13 protein-coding genes are annotated in these 17724 nt (G+C 49.8%); 3 read left to right on the top strand and 10 right to left on the bottom strand.

Annotated features, from left to right (window positions below; translation table 11 throughout):
* Window positions 1–9: 9 nt before the first annotated feature.
* The 5 genes from B5F77_RS03910 to B5F77_RS03890 all read right to left on the bottom strand — a co-directional run bounded on the left by B5F77_RS03910 (window position 10) and on the right by B5F77_RS03890 (window position 10567).
* The gene (locus tag B5F77_RS03910) at window positions 10–1098 is read right to left on the bottom strand and encodes a choloylglycine hydrolase family protein (protein ID WP_087327923.1); all 1089 of its coding nucleotides are present in this window, start codon (window positions 1096–1098) and stop codon (window positions 10–12) included.
* Between the two features lie 113 nt (window positions 1099–1211).
* Window positions 1212–1592 (bottom strand): GtrA family protein, encoded by a 381-nt coding sequence (locus tag B5F77_RS03905; protein WP_087327920.1) that lies wholly within the window; start codon window positions 1590–1592, stop codon window positions 1212–1214.
* A 61-nt stretch (window positions 1593–1653) separates the two neighbouring features.
* Entirely contained in the window at window positions 1654–7158 is a 5505-nt protein-coding gene (locus B5F77_RS03900) for an MG2 domain-containing protein (RefSeq protein ID WP_087327917.1), read from the bottom strand.
* A gap of 82 nt (window positions 7159–7240) precedes the next feature.
* On the bottom strand, window positions 7241–8026 hold the full coding sequence (locus B5F77_RS03895; protein WP_087327914.1) for a DUF6261 family protein: 786 nt from the start codon (window positions 8024–8026) through the stop codon (window positions 7241–7243).
* A 255-nt stretch (window positions 8027–8281) separates the two neighbouring features.
* Window positions 8282–10567, bottom strand: a complete 2286-nt coding sequence (locus B5F77_RS03890; RefSeq protein WP_204244946.1) for a glycoside hydrolase family 95-like protein — start codon at window positions 10565–10567, stop codon at window positions 8282–8284.
* A gap of 225 nt (window positions 10568–10792) precedes the next feature.
* Between B5F77_RS03890 and B5F77_RS03885 the strand changes: the two genes are divergently transcribed.
* The 3 genes from B5F77_RS03885 to B5F77_RS03875 all read left to right on the top strand — a co-directional run bounded on the left by B5F77_RS03885 (window position 10793) and on the right by B5F77_RS03875 (window position 13977).
* Window positions 10793–12997 (top strand): sodium-translocating pyrophosphatase, encoded by a 2205-nt coding sequence (locus B5F77_RS03885; RefSeq protein ID WP_087327909.1) that lies wholly within the window; start codon window positions 10793–10795, stop codon window positions 12995–12997.
* A 359-nt stretch (window positions 12998–13356) separates the two neighbouring features.
* Window positions 13357–13662, top strand: a complete 306-nt coding sequence (locus tag B5F77_RS03880; RefSeq protein WP_087327907.1) for a septum formation initiator family protein — start codon at window positions 13357–13359, stop codon at window positions 13660–13662.
* Entirely contained in the window at window positions 13663–13977 is a 315-nt protein-coding gene (locus B5F77_RS03875; RefSeq protein ID WP_087327904.1) for a hypothetical protein, read from the top strand.
* Between the two features lie 92 nt (window positions 13978–14069).
* Here the strand turns inward: B5F77_RS03875 and B5F77_RS03870 are convergent, their stop codons facing one another.
* The 5 genes from B5F77_RS03870 to nusB all read right to left on the bottom strand — a co-directional run bounded on the left by B5F77_RS03870 (window position 14070) and on the right by nusB (window position 17651).
* Window positions 14070–14516 (bottom strand): DUF5606 domain-containing protein, encoded by a 447-nt coding sequence (locus B5F77_RS03870; RefSeq protein WP_087327901.1) that lies wholly within the window; start codon window positions 14514–14516, stop codon window positions 14070–14072.
* A 204-nt stretch (window positions 14517–14720) separates the two neighbouring features.
* Window positions 14721–15302 carry a dephospho-CoA kinase gene (coaE, locus tag B5F77_RS03865; protein ID WP_087327898.1) on the bottom strand — a complete coding sequence of 194 codons (582 nt, stop codon included), beginning with the start codon at window positions 15300–15302 and terminating at the stop codon, window positions 14721–14723.
* The gene (locus B5F77_RS03860) at window positions 15299–16312 is read right to left on the bottom strand and encodes a YbbR-like domain-containing protein (RefSeq protein ID WP_162607947.1); all 1014 of its coding nucleotides are present in this window, start codon (window positions 16310–16312) and stop codon (window positions 15299–15301) included. Before B5F77_RS03860 ends, coaE begins: the two co-directional genes overlap by 4 nt.
* A gap of 24 nt (window positions 16313–16336) precedes the next feature.
* Window positions 16337–16654, bottom strand: a complete 318-nt coding sequence (gene yajC, locus B5F77_RS03855) for a preprotein translocase subunit YajC (RefSeq protein WP_204244945.1) — start codon at window positions 16652–16654, stop codon at window positions 16337–16339.
* Window positions 16655–16724: 70 nt separating this feature from the next.
* Window positions 16725–17651 (bottom strand): transcription antitermination factor NusB, encoded by a 927-nt coding sequence (gene nusB, locus B5F77_RS03850; protein WP_087327892.1) that lies wholly within the window; start codon window positions 17649–17651, stop codon window positions 16725–16727.
* Between the last annotated feature and the right edge of the window lie 73 nt (window positions 17652–17724).

The raw sequence follows: 17724 nt of genomic DNA, 5'->3' as shown, positions 1-17724 counted from the left end.
CCCGACCCATTAATTCGCGACTTTTACTTCCACTATGGGTTGTTCCTTTACTTCATCCAAAGGCAAGGCGCGGTAAGATACCTGTCCGAAATCTATCGCCTTTAAGTCGATGCATCGAATAGCACTATTGTACATCGTACGATAAAAAATACGGAGGTTCGCCAAATCGGTGGCCGAAGTCCATTGCGTCGCGCTGGGAATATCCGCCGGCACCTTTCGATTCGCAAATTCAATGCCCACAGGGATATCGAAGTTGTTCAAGATTTGGAAGCCTTGAAGGACGCAACGTTCGGCGGTGGGTTGCTCAGGTGCCGTCGATTGATAAAAAGCGGCCCGCACAAAACGGGAAGGAGGTGTGACATCACCCGGCACACCCAACATACCACTTCCTGCTCCGAAACTACTCAACTTCACGCCATTCGCCAATTCCTGCGCAGAAGCCGGCCCGGCATAAAGATTGACATAATTATTCAGATTTAGCATCTGCCATTCAAACCCGGGCGAATTAGTCAGCACCCCTAATTCGTTCTCGAAGAAATGCGGTTTTCCTCCTACTATTTCCAACACGACCTGCCGGCCGGAGGCATCCGCAATTCGCCAATGAACCGTCGAAGCTCGCGGGTCAATGCCTATTACATGTACCTCAGCAAGGGCTGCTTTCACTTCATCTACCGTCCGGAAACGGCTTAATATCCACGAAACAAGTTGCAAATCGGCCACACTCGTTTCCTTGTTTTCCTCCGCATAGGTTTCATATTCCCCATAATTAGGAAAATAAAATAACCCAGCCGACAACCCAGCTTCGTTCAAGCCCTCGGCCACAAACTCCTTCTGCTCCACCGAGAAACCAACATAGCCATACGTGGCTTTCCATTTCATCCCGTGCATTTCACCACCTGGCACATACGATTGTTGCGCATATCCTCGTGGTACTACCACATATTGGCTATTCAATTCACTACCGCCCCATTCAATGGTCCGAGCCACTACCGTTGCCCCGTCTTGCGCATGTAACGTAATACCGGTGCAAGCCTTTCCGTCACTTAATGGTAAGATAGCCCATATAGCTATCATCCCTAAAAACATCTTTACCTTCATATTCTTTCTATGATTTCAATTACAATGATAAAACAAACGAACCATCGTTATAGTTGCGTGCGATTATCGTTATATTTGCAAACGATTCTCGTTATGTTCACATACGATTCTCGTTATTTCCGGAAAGTAACTCGTTTGTTCATGAGAAAATTGACCGCACCATAGACGAACAAACCCAAGAATTGCGCGAAATATTCATTCCATCCCAAAAGTTCGACCATGAGCAAAAGGCAAAAGAACTGTGCGCCATAAGCACAAGCGAAAGCGCAGGCAAAGAGTAAAAACTGGCGAAGATAATCGCCACGCCCCGAACTAAATACCCAAAATTTACTCCAAAAAAAATTATTAAGCTGGGCTATAAGGTAAGCCGCTACGTTCGACCATAAATAGTTACACAGCAATACCCCCATCAACACCCAAACGACAAAGGCGGTGATGAGGGCATTGAGCGTACCCACTAACACAAAACGGACGACTTGCCTCGTATCTTTCATTCGTATCTTTTTCGCGGGGCAAAGATACGAAAAAGATTGATGCACCCGGCGTAGCACGAGGTTATTTTACTTCAATCCAACGACCCGCTGTGTTCGATTGCAACGTGTGGTCGTACATTCCCTCGCATACGATAGGCGGAAGATAGAAACGTCCGGCATAAGTAGCACATAGGTCTATCCGAACCGTCACCCGTCCGCCCGCCGGCAACAGGTCGATATAACTCAACACACGGTCATCGCGCACATCTTGATAGCTCACTATCGAGGCCGAAGCCTGTGCTCCCGGAAGGAAACGGGTATTCAATACCTCCCATCCAGAAGGAATTATCTGCGAAAGGGCTAAATAGGTAAGCGGATTCCCTGTTGGATTCTGTATCGTGACATACGCAGAGAAATTCGTTCCTTGTGCTAAGGACGCGACATCCAGCGGCATACCTTCCCACGTTTGATATTGTACCGTGAGCGGTATACGTCCGACATGTGCCTCTACTTCATCCTGCGCCACTTCACCCGTCTGCAAAAGCTGGACAAAGAGTGTCGTGGAGCTCTCGTTCTTCAATGTCAACTGAGTAGAAAAGGGGTCTGCGGCATCGAGCAAATCCGCCTGCCAAATATGCTTAGGCGTAGAGACTTGCTCGCTCATTTCCCGACATTGATAAGAAAAGCGCATATCGCCTTCCGCGACAGGATAAGCGGCATAATAAGCAGCCATCGCCATCAACGCAAAGGAGGTTTCGTGCGTACTTAGCCAATCATCCGAGGACAAACGATTGGTTATCTTTTCGGCTAACGGCATCGCGTCCTCTCCTTGTTTTAGCTGACAGAGGAGCTGTAGACGAACGGCATCATCTCTTAAGGAGGAGGCAAAGGCACTTCTCTGAGGAGTATTGGAAGTTTTCACTTCGTCCGTCTCTTTCCACAAGCTGGATGCGACGTCGGGGCGTCCGATTTGGGCGTAAGCTAACGCCAACATCCATCGGTCGGAGAGCGTCAGGCTCATCGCTTTCAATCGATTCATCGCGCCGATATCCGCCTGTCCGGCCAAGGCCAATACATACAGGCGGTAGGCCTGCAGGTATCTTTCGTCTTCTTGCAAGGCGGGTTGCGTCGGAAGTTTCCAGCTCGCAGCGGTCCGACGGACATCCGCCAAGGCCGAGGCTTGCATCGTCTCCGGAAGGGCATATCCCTGTGCGGCGGCCTCGGTGAGGAAGTGAAGCGCGTAAATTGTCCCGTACGTATGGGTCGAGGTTTGCCCTTGCCAATAAGCGAAGGCGCCCGAGGCCGTTTGATAGCTCCGTAATCGTTGGATGACCTCTTCGACCCTTTTTTCGTCCGCTTGCATCTCTTGGGGCGTCCGCTCTACCAATTCCGACAGGAAAAGCAAAGGGAAAGCACGGGAGATGGCTTGTTCGAGGCAACTATGCGGATAATCCCTCAGCTCCGCCAACCGCGCAGCGAGATTCAACGGTTTCATCCCGGAAACTTCCAGGCTGAGGCTATTCGTGCCTTTTAGTCCTTTCGCCGTCAGCGGCTGTGTCCAATTAGCTCCGGGCTTCAGCGTCGTGGCATATGATTGTTTCTGGAGCGTCGTAAGGGAACGGATAGGCAGTCGGGCGGTATAGGTCGAGGTTTCTCCCTTTCCCGTCGCCTTCAGCGTAATCCAACCGCTGTTCGGGAACTCGTCCGCCCGCAAGCGGAAGCGCACGCTTTGGTCTTCGGCTTCGTCGAAGGCCAGTTGCTGGGCAGCAGGACCTATTATGGTGAAATCCGGGGACGTCTGAACCGAAACTTGCACATCGCCCACGTTCGCCTCCGTGGCGAACACCGTAGCGGTTATTTCCACTTCTTCGCCGGCTCCGACGACGCGCGGAAGGGTTCCTAAGAGCATCACCGGCTTCCGCACTTTCAAACTCTTCTCTGCGTGACCGAACGAGCCCCCGTCTGTGGCCACGACCATGATTCGCACTCGTCCGTTGTAGTTGGGCATGTCAAATACATGTTTTTTTCGTTCGCCGCGCTTCAGTTCGAAAGGACCCATGTATTTTACGATCGGCGTAAAGCGATTCACGATGGCTTTAGGTCCTTTGTTCAAGGCGGCGTCCCCTCCGATGCTAAATAATTGTTCGATGCGTCCGCCGTAGACTCCGACGATGTAATTATAGAAATCCCACGTATGCACCCCCAGCGCCTCACGCGCATGGAAGTTTTTCCACGGGTCCGGGGTCTCGAAATGCGTCAAATCGAGTAATCCCTCATCGACGACAGCCAGCGTATAGGCCATTTCCCTTCCGCTCTTTTCGGAGACCTCCACCTGGCACGTGCTTTCCGGTTTCCATTCGTCGGGGGCTTTTATCTGGGGAAAAAGCTTGCTTGCCTCCGAAGAGACCTCAAATGGAACCACGCCATACATGCGGATAGGGACATCGACCTGGTTCGTCGCCGAATCTCGTTTTTGGAGTAGGGAGATGAACAGATAAGCGTTTGGCTCCATTTCGGCCGTGACGGGGATCGAAATCGAGGTCTCGCCGGCTTCGCAGACATAGTCTTGGACGGAGACGACCTTCGTACCGGTTTGTATGCTTACAATCGCCCGGCTCCCAGCGCTCGAAGGAATCGTGACGTGGATTTCCTCCCCGGGCGTGTAGGAGGACTTGTCGGTGGCAAAGCGGAGGAGGGAAGCGTTCTCTCCACCGGTTAAATCTCTTCGCCCCTCCATCTCTGGCCAATCAAAATAGGTTTTGAGACCGGTCGTGTGGCCGCCGTTCGTATCCTTGGCTAATAGCAAGTACATACCCCAATTCTCACGGGAAACTTCGAAAGGGAACTGCGCCTCGCCCTCGGCATTCGTCCGAAGCGTTACATGCTGTAGGGGGCGGTTGTAGCTGTTCGAAACATAGCGTGCCAGGTCGTTCGCATCCCCACTCCACCACCAATACCAATCCATTTTATAGATGTCGACCTCGATGGGCATGTTGGGGACTTTTTTCCCTTGGTAATCGACGGAAACAAGGTCGAACATCACTTTTTGGTCCGTCGGAAGGGGTTTCCCTTCCCGTTGAGGCGCGCGGATACCGACGTAGCGCTCGTACGGCGAATAAAGCAAGCGGACGGCATCGATACTGAAATCTCCGGAGGGTTCATAGACTTTTGTTGTCAGACTACCCAGCAACATACCCGGCGCACGGTTTCCGACCTGCAACCGGGCCTCCACCGAGGCATTTCCTGCTGCATCGGTTTTTCCGGTGATTAGTTGGCTCTCTTCCGCGGCAAATGACTGCGCTGGATTGTCGAACGCATAGCTTTCGTAGCCTTTGAACTCGGTCGGGGTCTCCACAAAGGTCCCTTTGACGTCGTACTTTAGGTTTTGGGCTCGGGCGCCTTGCAACCACTCTACGTGCAACGGCAGATGCATCCGCTCGTCCCGTACAATCATTTTGGGCGTTTTCAAGGCAATTTTCAATCGATTGGGCTTGATACTCTCTAAGCGGAACCGTTTTTCGAAGGCAGAACCGCCTATTTCGATGCGCGCGCGCCAGGCTCCCGTCGGAACGTTCGTTTCCGTTGGGACGGAGAATCCGTAAAGGCCGCGAATGCCTCGTGTCGTCGTCTGCTGCTCGTACAACTGCCCTAACGGGTTGTAGACAAAGAGCTTCACCGGATGAACTGCCGGAAGATTTTTGTCGCGGTCGTAGAGCATGAACGAGAGGTGGAGCGTGTCGCCGGGTCGCCAGATGCCTCGTTCGCCATAAATAAAGCCTTTTAGACCTTTCTGAACCACCTCCCCATCTACATCAAAGCTGCTGAGGGTGAGCGAGGACCCGTCGTCGACCCGCAAGTACGCACGCTGTTTGCCGAGGGTGGCTAAAAGGTAAAACGGTTTGCGGCCGGTCGCGCGGAGGTCTATCGTGGTCCGCCCGTCGCGATTGGTCTCGGTCTCGGCCAGGAGCTTTTGTTGAAAGTCGTAGGCCTGTATGCGGACCCCTTTTATTGGCTCGGTCGTGACTAAATGCCTCGTCAGTACCTCCATCTCGCCGTTTTGACCTGCCATGGCGATTAATCCGATGTCCGTCGCCAGCAAATTCTTTCCGACCGATTTGTTGAAGTAGTAGGAAAGCTTAGAAGGGTCGTTTCTCTCTTGATACCGGTACGACGACCAATCCAACTCATTTCCTTCCTGATAAAACCACCAGCCCTTGTCAAATTCTTGTAATTCGGCTTCAAATTCGGCTTGGTTGTCGGCGATAATCTCTTTTTCGCTTTTCCGGGCCCCTTGCTCGGTGAAAAGAGAAAGATCGGGATCGAAAGAGAGGATGACGCGGTAAATCGCGCCGGGTTCGCGCGTAATAAGCTTATTCAAATCAAGCGCAAAGGTATTCCAACGTGTCAAGTCGTAGGCCTGGGCGTCGAAGAAAATAACGTCGCGGGCGAGGAGTCGGCCGACGCGCATCAGCTCGCCTGTCCCGTCCAGTTGGTTCGTCTGAAGGAACGAACCGATATTTTGCTCGCTAATTTTCAGGACGCGCACAATCACGCCGCGCAGCCCTATCGCCTGGAACGGCACACGCAATTCGTCCATTTCGGGCAGAATCACGCCGTCGTTAATGAAGCGCACTGCCGGGAGGCCTTCGTTTACCTCCAGGCTATAGTCTTTATCGGCGGAAAGGGTTTGTCCCGACCGGCTCCGAATCCCTGCTTTCAGCGCGAGCTGCATCGCGCCCTCGTACTCGCCCGGATAGAGTCGGAGCTTATTGCCGATGACCTCGACGGTGGCCTGCACGTTTTGCAGTGTCGCCAGACCCTTCAGCTCTTGGGATTCGTCTAAAAGTTGGGTGAAAGTGGCCTCGACGTATCGCTCGGGCTCGCGGACGTATCGGACTTGGTAGATGTCGAAGCTATTTTCGGCAGGCAGACTAAATTCCAGCAACTGCGCTTCGGAAACAGGTTCTTTGCTGGGCAACACGCGCACGGCGATGTCTCTTTTGCCTGCGGGAAGTCCGCCGAGGGTCAGGACGTGCCGTTTCCCGTCTGCGGCATGTTGCCAGGACATCGTCCCCTCCTCGGAAGCGCCAATGAGCTTTTCCACGAGCTCGGGCGATTCCTTATCGGCTGTATAGATAGCGCAGATGGCGTCGTAAAGCGCAGGATTCGTAGCGTTTATGTCCAGACCCTCCCAATCGGCCCGAAAATGAAGCGGGGCGGTGCGAAACTCACAGGCGAAGTGCTCGTAGGGCTTTTGGGCTTCAGGGAGGAGTCGGCCAAGGTCTATCGTGATTTGATAGTGCGTATCCCGCTTCAGCGTTTCGTTTGCTTGAAATTGGAAGGTGCGGTGGCCGTCGAACGTCCATTTTCCTTCCGTTTGGGGACGGAGTTGCAGGGCGCTTTCCCAATTTATGATACTATCCTTCGACAAATCATCCGTCAAAACCACCGTAGGCTTGGCGAAGCGAGAGACGGTCCCCGACGTGAATGCATCCACGTAAGGATTATAAACGAGGCGTGTTTCGTGGCGGCAACTTCCTAAAATAAGCAGCGCCAGCAGACTCCAATAACATACCCATTGTTTCATGGTAAACTCCTTTCTTTTTTTTAGTTTATATACTTTTTGGTAGGGTAAGCGACCTGCGCTCTGCCCACAAAGATACTGTTTTTTAAGATTCGGACTCGGCTGAATCGGTTTTTTCTTTTCGCTGGGAGACGGGGACGTAGGCAAGTCCCTTGCGGACTAATGTCTTCGAAGCATCCCGCAGTACGGCATTTACTTGGTTAATGACCTCCGCCAGGGCCTTTTCCTTCTCTGCATTTCGCTCGATATAATGGTTGACGCAGTAGAGCGCGTTAATTACCGTGGCCAGCTCGCGAAAAGCTGCATCTACTTGCCGACGGACCTTTCGGAGGTTTCCCGTGCGCCTATCGTAGGCCGCCATCGCTTTTTGGCTGGAGACGCGCTGGAATTCTTCCACCAAAAAGGCCAAATTCTCCAGCGTAAGCTCCAAGTCGAGCTGCTTGACGTATTCGAATTGTTCCGGGTCCTTCATCAATAGCAGAAACTTCGAATAGCCTGCCATAGCCTCGGCGTTATTAACACGAGGCATATTTTTGAAGGGCCTAACTAGATAAAATAGCCGATTAGCCGCTATTTTTATGTCATCGGCCGGATTATGCAGCTGCGCCCGCACGATTTGCAAGATGTAGCGGAAATTGTTATTACACTCTGTACGTAGTCTTGCCAGCGTAGGCGTCTCATCATAATCGCGCCGCCGGAAAATCAACGCCTGCTCCTGCATACATAAAGTTTGATAAGGCTTTATGAGCTGAGGTATGTCGAATAGCATTAGCCATTCCGGCGTAAAAATAGAGAGCAGCATTTCGTGTATAGAAAAATGGTCTAAATGCTGGGCCCTCGAAAATCCAAATCGAACCTTAATCTCTTCCATTTACTTACTTTTTAGCCTGTTTATTTGCAAAGATAACATCCGATGCGTCGAAATAGTTCTTGTTATTTACTTAAAAAAAGCAAATGCGTCGGATGAATCCATGCTTTTTGCATTGTTTCGTCCGACGCGTCGGATTTTCCCTTGCTTTTGGCGAGTGTAAAAAAAAGGCCTCGGACGAAGCCTTGCACTTTTTTGAGGCTTGTCCGAGGCCTCCGCCCTTCCGAAAAGGAATTTTCGGATAAGGCGGATGGAATATTAATTAAATTGAATCATGATAGGCTGATTCGGATGGGTCTGCACTTCGAGAATACCGTCTGGCGTGACGTTGGAGCCCTCGGCGCCATGGATAGAGGCTATTTTATGTTCGCCCAGATCCAAGCGAAGCAAACCACCCCGTTCGGGATAAATCTCGACCTTTTGCCAATGCCCTGACTTCTGCGAGGCAGAGACCAGGAACGCTCCCTGTGCGCGCAACTGGTGGAACGATACGTCTTGCCATGCGTCGGGGATAGCCGGAAAAATTCGGATAATCCCCGTATGACTCTGAAGCAACATTTCCTGCACGCCAGCGGCGAAGGCAAAGTTTCCTTCCAACGTGAAGGGGCGGTACGTAAATTGGGATTTTCCGGTGCCGCTTTGGTCTCCGTTCGCATGAAACGAGTTCGGCAAACAGAAACAGGAGGCAAAGGTACGAAGCGCGTCCGCCGCTGAGGCGCCGTCTCCTACGCGTGCCAGCATGTTGCCATACCAAGCGTAAGAATAGCCGCACCACCAGTCCGGACCCATCTGCTTAATCTTTTCCAACGTTTTGAGGATAATCTGGCGCTCTTTCTCGCCCTGCGAGACGTCGAGGAGTCCGAAAGGATGGAAAGCGACCGCATGCGAGAAATGTCTATGCGAAGCATTGTACGGAAAACCCGGTGCAAAGGTCAGGGCACCGTCGGAGTCCGTGTCGAAGTCCGGCACCTGTTTGTCGAGTTCGCGCCAGTGTGCGGCCTCGTCGGAAAGCTTTAAAGAGTCCGCCATCTCGCTCGCCTCGCGGAAACAAGCGTGCATGAGGGCGCGGTCGAAGTTGGTCATCTCCGTAAACCATGCTTGGATAGAGTTGTCGAATATTTCCGGACTGGAACTGAGTGGCAGCGTGCGCCGACCCTTCGCGTCGACCGACGAAAGCTGTTCGAGATGGACAGCGACCTCCTTCAAGAAAGGATACGCCTTTTCGCGCAGGAAATCCGGATTCTGATCGTATTTCCATTGCAGGAAGAAGTGGTGGGCCAACCACGCGCCTATGGTCGGCGAGAGCGAATATTGGACCCATCCGCCCATCGGCTCACCCGTTAATGTGGTCACTCCCGGCACATTCAAACCCTGCGTACCAAAATAGGTCTTAGTAAATTCCCGGAAGACGTCGCGCTGATTCCATAGCGTGTTCAGATACCCCATCGCTTCCTGCAAATGATTTCCAGTGTAGGCGGGCCAATAGCTCAACTCCGTATTTAAGTCGTGGTGATAGTCGCCCTTCCAGGGAGGAAGCGTACCGTTGTCTGCGGTCCAAACCGCCTGGAGCGAAATGGGATAACCATTTTCGCGGGCGACGGAGCCAAATTTATATATCTCGCGGTCATATTGGCGTTGTAAAACCGTATCGGGAATGCAAATACTGGATTTTGCCCAGAAAGCATCCCACCAGGCATCGTGCGAACGAAAATCGGCCAAGACGCCGCGCTGGAGCGCCTCGTTCGTCTCTTTTTCGGCCTGTTCCTGGGAAAGCGAAGAGGAAATACCCCAAACGCCATATAAAGAGCCCCCCACCCGTTCCCAACGGACGGAAACATCATAGCTGAAATCGCCCCAACCGCGCTGATGGAAATGTACCTCGTTCGGGCCCTCTTCCAATGTCCCTTGCTCGTATCCTAAACGGGCGAGGTCGGAGAAAGACTGCGAACCGGCGATTAGCTTCGTCGGACGCCCATACGAAGGCGCCAAGACCGTAGGTGAGACGGAATCGGGCCAATTCTCGAATACAAACCATCCGATAGGTTCGCTGGCGTGGACGAAAGTCCGCAAACGAGTTCCGCTCTCCCACTCGACCTCCGCCAATGCCTCGTTCAAATAAAGGCGCGAGGAAACCACTTTTCCCAGATTAATCGGAAATTCTATCGCCGCTCCAGGGATCTTCGAAGGCGCCGGAAGCTTATCGTAAGGATGGTCGAACTTTTTCTGTACCGGAAGATAATCTTTCTTTCGGACCTGCTCCTGCACCCAGCGAAAAGAGTAATTCGGCCCGGAGAGGCTGTCGGTAGGCCGCAAATCCCATAAATCGACTCGGTCGAGCGAAAATCGAAGCACCGAATCGCGTTGCCAAACGAGCGCACCCACCGTCGCATTCCCCAAAGGAAGCGCCTCATCCCACGAGGCCGGCAACGATTCAAAACACAAGTCACTATCCGACGCGGAGGCCGGTAAATTGAGCGACGGCGTTTGACACGCCGTCAGACACGCCAGACTTCCCCAAAAGCTGGCTACAATCCACTTTTTCATCTTCTACATTTATAATAATAACGACATACATTTACGGAGGCAAAAGTAGAAAATAAAACTTATAATTTAGAACAGAAGAGGGGTCATTTCCTATCAAAAAGAATAATTTTGGATACAAAAGCCATAATAATCGGAACCCAATAAGATTTTTTGAGGGAAAAGCTTTTTTCCAATCCAAAAAAAGATATTACCTTTAGGCCGCGAACATTTAAAACAAATAATATCATGAATTCTTCTCTATTCTGGATCGTACCTGCGTCGTCACTTTTGGCGTTGGTACTCGCTTGGTTCTTTTACAAGCAAATGATGCGCGAAAGCGAAGGTACGCCTCAAATGGCAAAAATTGCATTGCATGTGCGCAAAGGCGCGATGTCTTACCTCAAACAACAGTATACCGTCGTCGGGATGGTGTTTTTGGGGCTGGTTATCTTTTTTTCCATCATGGCGTACGGATTTAATCTACAAAACCATTGGGTGCCGGTAGCTTTCCTGACGGGCGGTTTCTTTTCCGGCCTTTCCGGTTTTCTGGGCATGAAGACGGCCACATACGCCTCTGCCCGGACAGCCAACGCCACCCGAACATCACTCAACAAAGGATTGCGCATCGCTTTCCGTAGCGGCGCGGTAATGGGACTTGTTGTCGTTGGATTAGGACTCCTCGACATCTCTTTTTGGTATTTGCTCTTGGAATATTGCATTCCTGAAGATGCCCTGAATCCGACGGCCAAGCTTTGCGTCATTACCACAACGATGCTGACGTTCGGCATGGGCGCCTCCACCCAAGCACTCTTTGCACGTGTCGGGGGCGGAATTTACACCAAGGCCGCCGACGTAGGCGCCGATTTGGTGGGGAAAGTGGAAGCCGGTATCCCGGAAGACGACCCGCGTAATCCTGCCACCATTGCCGATAATGTGGGCGACAACGTAGGCGACGTCGCCGGCATGGGCGCCGACTTGTACGAGTCTTATTGTGGTTCCATCTTAGCTACGTCGGCTTTAGGCGCAGCAGCGTTTATCGGAACAGGCAATATCGACATGCAATTCAAAGCTGTCATTGCGCCGATGCTGATTGCTGCCGTGGGCATTCTTTTGTCTATCATTGGCATCTTTTCGGTCAAGACAAATGAAAATGCGGGCATGAAAGAGTTATTGAACTCGCTGGCCATCGGGACGAACCTCAGTTCCGTCTTGATTGTCTTCGCTACGTTTGGTATCCTTTGGGCACTTGGTCTGGACAACTGGATGTGGATAGCTTGTTCCGTCGTCGTCGGGTTGCTGGTGGGTATCGTCATAGGCCGTTCAACGGAATACTACACTTCTCAATCCTACCGGCCAACGCAACGCCTTTCGGAAAGCGGGAAGACTGGACCGGCTACGGTAATTATCTCAGGTATCGGACTGGGCATGATTTCAACCACGATTCCAGTAATTGCCGTCGTCGTAGGTGTCATCCTCTCCTATTGGTTTGCTGCCGGATTTGATTTCGCCAATATCAATATGGGATTATATGGAATTGGCATCGCCGCCGTCGGAATGCTTTCGACCTTAGGAATTACCTTGGCCACTGACGCTTACGGACCCATTGCCGATAATGCAGGTGGAAATGCCGAAATGAGCGGACTTGGTGCTGAAGTACGCAAACGAACCGACGCATTGGATTCGTTGGGCAACACAACCGCAGCGACAGGCAAAGGATTCGCCATCGGTTCAGCTGCCCTCACAGGACTTTCCCTCTTAGCTTCCTACATTGAAGAAATACGCATCGGGCTACAACGCTTGGGTACCACTGTATTGGAACTCCCGAACGGGATGAACGTCGAGTTACACGATGCTTCATTTACTGACTTTATGCTCTATTACGACGTGACGCTGATGAATCCAAAAGTCCTTTCCGGCATCTTCATCGGCAGCATGATGGCCTTCCTTTTCTGCGGTTTGACAATGAATGCCGTCGGACGTGCCGCCTCACACATGGTCGAAGAGGTACGCCGCCAATTCCGCGAGATAAAAGGTATCCTCGAAGGAAAAGCCGAACCGGATTATGCGCGCTGCGTGCAAATATCAACCAAAGGAGCGCAACGCGAAATGGTGTTTCCATCCCTACTGGCCATCTTAGCGCCAGTGCTTACGGGCGTCTTCTTCGGCGTTCCGGGTGTGATTGGCTTGTTGATTGGCGGTCTTTCATCAGGCTTTGTTTTGGCTATCTTCATGGCCAATGCGGGTGGTGCCTGGGATAATGCTAAGAAGTTCGTGGAAGAAGGAAACTTCGGCGGCAAAGGAAGCGAAGTTCACAAGGCGACTGTTGTGGGCGATACCGTGGGCGACCCGTTCAAAGATACGTCCGGACCGAGCCTCAATATCCTTGTCAAGCTAATGAGTATGGTAGCTATTGTCATGGCCGGACTGACTGTCAGCTGGAGTCTCTTCTAATGGATAGATAGACTTAATTACATATTTTCGGAGACACGGAAAGAGAAGCAATCTCTCGCTTCGTGTCTCCGTTTTTTATACATGCACACATCTTCCATCACGAACAAACCTTCTCATCTAAGCCTCACATCTCCCTACTTTATAACGATAATTCCTGTCATTCACCGCTGTTGAATGAATAAGAATAGGTTGTAAAAAACCTCTTTTTTCATGAAAGTTGCAAAAATCAATTCCTGATAAAAACAGAAAGATTTTTGCTACTCTTGTTCTTACGAGGTTTCCAATTCGATAAATTTCCTACACAAAATAAGTCCATTCCCAATTAAAAACGTACCTTTGCAGAGAAAGAACAAAAAGATATGGATTGGTTGAAACGTTTTTATACGAAATACTTGGCATGGATTAACAAATATGTGCTGGTCACGTTAGGCGTTTTTCTCTTGATGTGCCTCGATAGCGATAGTAACTTATACAAACGCTATATGTACGACGAGCGTATCCGCAATTTAGAAAAAGAAATTAAGTTTTATCGCGACGAAATAGAAACAAATCGGAAAAAGCTGGACGAACTGCGCACCGATAAAGAGGGTTTGGAACGTTTTGCCCGCGAAGAATATTTCATGAAGCGCGAAAACGAAGATGTCTATATTATAAAGGAAGACTAAATGAAACAGACAATACGGAACTTATTATTTGGCATCGGAGCCATCGGTATCCTATTGGGCGCAGTACTCTGGTTTGTAGGATATGAAATCGCACCCTATCTATTTGCTGTCGGAACTGCCAGTTACGCCGTTTGTCAACTCACGGCCCAAGCTGATAACAAAGACCTACATGCGCGACGAATGCTCCGCTTCCAACGTATAGCCGCTTTACTGATGATCATCTCGTCGGGCCTGATGTTTCGCGGTGGAAACGATTGGGTCGTCTTCCTCACGATAGCTGCTATCTTCCAGCTCTACGCTGCTTTCCGTTCATAGCTGGAAACCAAAAAGCAGAGACCCAAGAGACAGCCCGATATACTAAAGCTGCGTCTTTGAGTCTCTGCTTTCAAAATTCCCTTGCTAATTACTTAGGCCTCAGCCGGAGTCGCCTCGTTGTTTTCCGCTGGCGCCTCAGCAGTCTCTTCCACCGGTCTAAAATTCGTAATGCCTGCTTCGAGCAACTGATTATACCACATGATAATCTTCTTGATATCACTCGGATGCACACGTTCGCGGTCGAAATCCGGAAGCACCTCAGCCATGTAAGCCCGGAGTTCATCCGGTTTTGCCGAAGTCGGGATAGAAGCCTTAGCCCCGTTCTCCTTCGTTTGGATGCTCGTTAACACTTCATACAACGGGGTCTCTCCTTCGTTCGTATAGATAGAGATATCACCCAGCGAAATCACCTTGTCTTGCGCATATGCCGGCACTTTTTTGTGCGTAGCCAACGATTCTACAATTAGCATGTTCTTTCCATGGGAAAACAACCGGAACAAACCCGGACGCCCCGATATAGCCAAAATTGCTTTCAACATAATAATCTTTTCTTTTAAATGAATAAAACGAATGCGGGCGCAAAGGTATGAAAAAAAGCGAGAGGAATAAAGAATCGAGACAAAGAAAAGTGAATAAACCCAAACAAGGAGCCATGGAATAAAAGAAACACCCTATCAGAAAAGTACGGTTTTTACAAAAATTCCGTCTTCCTCAACAGCTAATCGGATATCACAAAGCTTTTTTCAAGTCGAAAAGAACATTTGAAGAAATTGCTCTACTTGCGGAAGCAATGCTGCATGACCGTCGTTGATGATGACATAATCAGCCAAACGACGTTTCTCCTCGTCGGGCATCTGGTTTTGAATGCGGCGGAGCAGCGCTTCGCGCGAGACTTGATCGCGCAACATCGCCCGACGAAGGCGAACATCGAGCGGAGCATAAACCATGAGGCGGACATCCACCACGCGGTCGAAACCGGATTCGAAGAGAATAGCCGACTCAAGGGCACAGCAAGACGACGATTGCCGACAGCACCAAGCTTCGAAATCCTGATGTACTACTGGATGAATGAGACGATTCACCCGGCCTAGATTCTCCCGGTCGGAGAATATCGCCGCCGCAAGCCGAGATTTATCTAATCCCTCTTCCGTATAAATAGAAGGACCAAAGAGAGTACACAAACCTTCGCGGATAAGGGGCGAAGTATTCGTCAGTCGTTTACTCTCTTCATCCGCAATATAAACCGGGACACCAAAGAGCGTAAGAAGACGTGCTACTACCGACTTTCCACTTCCTATGCCGCCTGTAATGCCGATACGTATCATGGAATGCGGGCGTTTTGTTCCAATAGGAACTCTATTTTGTTCGGGTCTATGCGATACGTCTTAAGCCATTCCGGGCGCGAAGACAAGTCGATAGCAAGCGAACCGGATACATTCTCTTCCAATTGCCGGAACGGAATCTCGATAACCAACAGTTCTTCAGTCAACATTTTAAATTTGGAGACCGGGATATTGCACGACACTTCCACCTCTTGCGGGAAGGAACGAATCGTATATTGCGGAGGAACTTGCACAAATCGGACGGGAATCGTCAGTGTTTTCTCTGTATATTCTTCAATCGGAATCGTAACAGAGACACCTTCCGTATGAAAGGCCACGCCTTCTATGGCTTCCAAAGAGGCATTCTTCACCAAGGTCTTCTTCCCTTTCTCAATTTTCAAAAATTCGGTTCGCACTTCTTGGATAGAATCCAACAACGACGCGCTCCCATAAATCGTCACCATCGAAGGCGAAATTAAGATATCGCCCGAAACCAAAAAACCGCCCTCCGTCTCGATAGAACCATTAAACACAACCGGAACTTCTTTGCTCTTTTGTTCATCGAAAGGCAGCGAAAGGGCTTGCGGCTCAAAAAGAGTAAGTGTAGTCGAAGCCAGGAGTTGCTTCGAAATCTCGTCTTGAAGCATACTTCGGCTCACGATGTAACGCATTTCATCCTTGCGGAGCTTCTGCACATCAAGTGTAATCGAGCGAAACTTTTGTCCGAGCGTGTAGTTCAAGAGCGCGCTGCCTTTGTCTTTGACATGGATACGCACCTGTTTTGCAACGCTGGGTGCCAGCGCGATATTTGCTGGGACATTCTCGTATCTGAGCGGGATAGACAACTCTGTTTCATATTCTTGTTGCAGACTCTGAAGGAGCCAGAAGCCGAACGAAAGGAGCACGAAGCAGAAAAAAATCAAGGCTTCTTTCCACCGCTGGCGATGCAAAAAAGCCTTCATGCCTGTCACCGTAGACTGGAATGTCCGTACAAGTCCATTCAGCCGTGACATCATTCTTTCGTTTTACGGGGTTATTTACTTCTGTTTGGCATCTTCCGAAGAAGCGTAAATAGAAGACTTATCTACTTGGATATTCACTCCGTTAGCGATTTCAATGGTCATATAAACATCGCCAATCTCGCGAATCTTCCCATAAATACCACCAGCCGTAATGACTTTGTCGCCCACCTTGAGGGCCTCGCGTGCCTTTTGAATCTCTTTCTGCCGCTTTTGTTGCGGACGAATCATAAAGAAATAAAAGATGGCGATAATGACTACCATCATAATAATGCCCGACCAAGAGTCACCTCCGGCAGCAGCCTGCAATAAAATACTTAAATTCACCATATTCATTTATTATATATAATTTATTTGCTTTCCATCGGTTTTTTCCTCCCCGACGACGCAAATGTAAGGATAATATTTAATCTTTCAGCAAAAGCTGGTTACTTTTTAATTCTTTGACAATTGAATCCAGAATCCCGTTGATGAAATGCCCGCTCCGAGGCGTACTGTAATATTTCGCCAAATCGATGTATTCGTTGAGCGTGACACTGGTCGGGATGGTCGGGAATGTAAGTAACTCGGCCAAGGCAATCTGCATGATATGCATGTCCATAGTAGCTATGCGCTCGGCTTCCCAATTCGTCATGTGTTTGTCTATAATATTGCGGAACTCTATACCTCGCAAGAGCGCTTGATGCAAAAGTTTCGTCGCAAACAATTTGTCTTCTTCGTCTTTAAACATCGGAAGCAAAGGCTGTTTACTTCCTTTCGCCTCTTCAAAGCGTTTGATAGTCTTGAGCGCGAACGTTTCGATAATCGCCACGTCATCGTTCCAATAAATACTCTTATTTTCAAGATATTCTTCTACATCTTGGCTATTGCAAATCAACCTCTTGAATACTTGGCGCCAAAATTCGCGATCTGTCTCGTAATTATCTTCCGGATTCTTTAAATAATCGGCATAAATATCGGAAACCAAGATGCTATCCAACACATCTTTAATGAAATCTTCGTCGTTCGCCCACGAAATACCTTCCGCGTCTATCATTTTCCGCAATGCTTCGTTGATTTCCAACTGAGCCACGAACCGATTGTCTATCAAACGAGTATTCGGATTCAAATCCTCTTCTCCTGGTACATATTTATGTTTCCGGATATCCAAATTGCGACGGTGCAAACGCGTCACTTCCACCATAAGAAGGAGTAAATAAAAATACAAATTGTAAGATTTCTGGAGGCTGAACATCAATTCTTTTTCAGCAAGTTTCAAATCGTGCGTTTCGTTCCGATAATACGAATAAACGATTTGCAACACCTTAATTCGGATTAAAACTCTGTTGATCATTGTTTTGAAGGAACTTCTTTTAATTTCGGGTACAAAGGTAATGATTCTTTTTGATTTATCGTCTCTTTCTCTT

The sequence above is a fragment of the Parabacteroides sp. An277 genome, assembly GCF_002159645.1.
Taxonomy (GTDB): Bacteria; Bacteroidota; Bacteroidia; order Bacteroidales; family Tannerellaceae; genus Parabacteroides.
This window is presented reverse-complemented; position numbering and strand designations above follow the sequence as displayed.

What these genes read in the sequence shown, in the direction of transcription:
- B5F77_RS03885 (WP_087327909.1), top strand. Translation starts at nt 10,793, where the DNA reads ATGAATTCTTCTCTATTCTGGATCGTACCTGCGTCGTCACTTTTGGCG.
- B5F77_RS03890 (WP_204244946.1), bottom strand. Translation starts at nt 10,567, where the DNA reads ATGAAAAAGTGGATTGTAGCCAGCTTTTGGGGAAGTCTGGCGTGTCTG.
- B5F77_RS03905 (WP_087327920.1), bottom strand. Translation starts at nt 1,592, where the DNA reads ATGAAAGATACGAGGCAAGTCGTCCGTTTTGTGTTAGTGGGTACGCTC.
- B5F77_RS03895 (WP_087327914.1), bottom strand. Translation starts at nt 8,026, where the DNA reads ATGGAAGAGATTAAGGTTCGATTTGGATTTTCGAGGGCCCAGCATTTA.
- B5F77_RS03870 (WP_087327901.1), bottom strand. Translation starts at nt 14,516, where the DNA reads ATGTTGAAAGCAATTTTGGCTATATCGGGGCGTCCGGGTTTGTTCCGG.
- B5F77_RS03910 (WP_087327923.1), bottom strand. Translation starts at nt 1,098, where the DNA reads ATGAAGGTAAAGATGTTTTTAGGGATGATAGCTATATGGGCTATCTTA.
- coaE (WP_087327898.1), bottom strand. Translation starts at nt 15,302, where the DNA reads ATGATACGTATCGGCATTACAGGCGGCATAGGAAGTGGAAAGTCGGTA.
- B5F77_RS03860 (WP_162607947.1), bottom strand. Translation starts at nt 16,312, where the DNA reads ATGTCACGGCTGAATGGACTTGTACGGACATTCCAGTCTACGGTGACA.
- yajC (WP_204244945.1), bottom strand. Translation starts at nt 16,654, where the DNA reads ATGAATATGGTGAATTTAAGTATTTTATTGCAGGCTGCTGCCGGAGGT.
- B5F77_RS03880 (WP_087327907.1), top strand. Translation starts at nt 13,357, where the DNA reads ATGGATTGGTTGAAACGTTTTTATACGAAATACTTGGCATGGATTAAC.
- nusB (WP_087327892.1), bottom strand. Translation starts at nt 17,651, where the DNA reads ATGATCAACAGAGTTTTAATCCGAATTAAGGTGTTGCAAATCGTTTAT.
- B5F77_RS03875 (WP_087327904.1), top strand. Translation starts at nt 13,663, where the DNA reads ATGAAACAGACAATACGGAACTTATTATTTGGCATCGGAGCCATCGGT.
- B5F77_RS03900 (WP_087327917.1), bottom strand. Translation starts at nt 7,158, where the DNA reads ATGAAACAATGGGTATGTTATTGGAGTCTGCTGGCGCTGCTTATTTTA.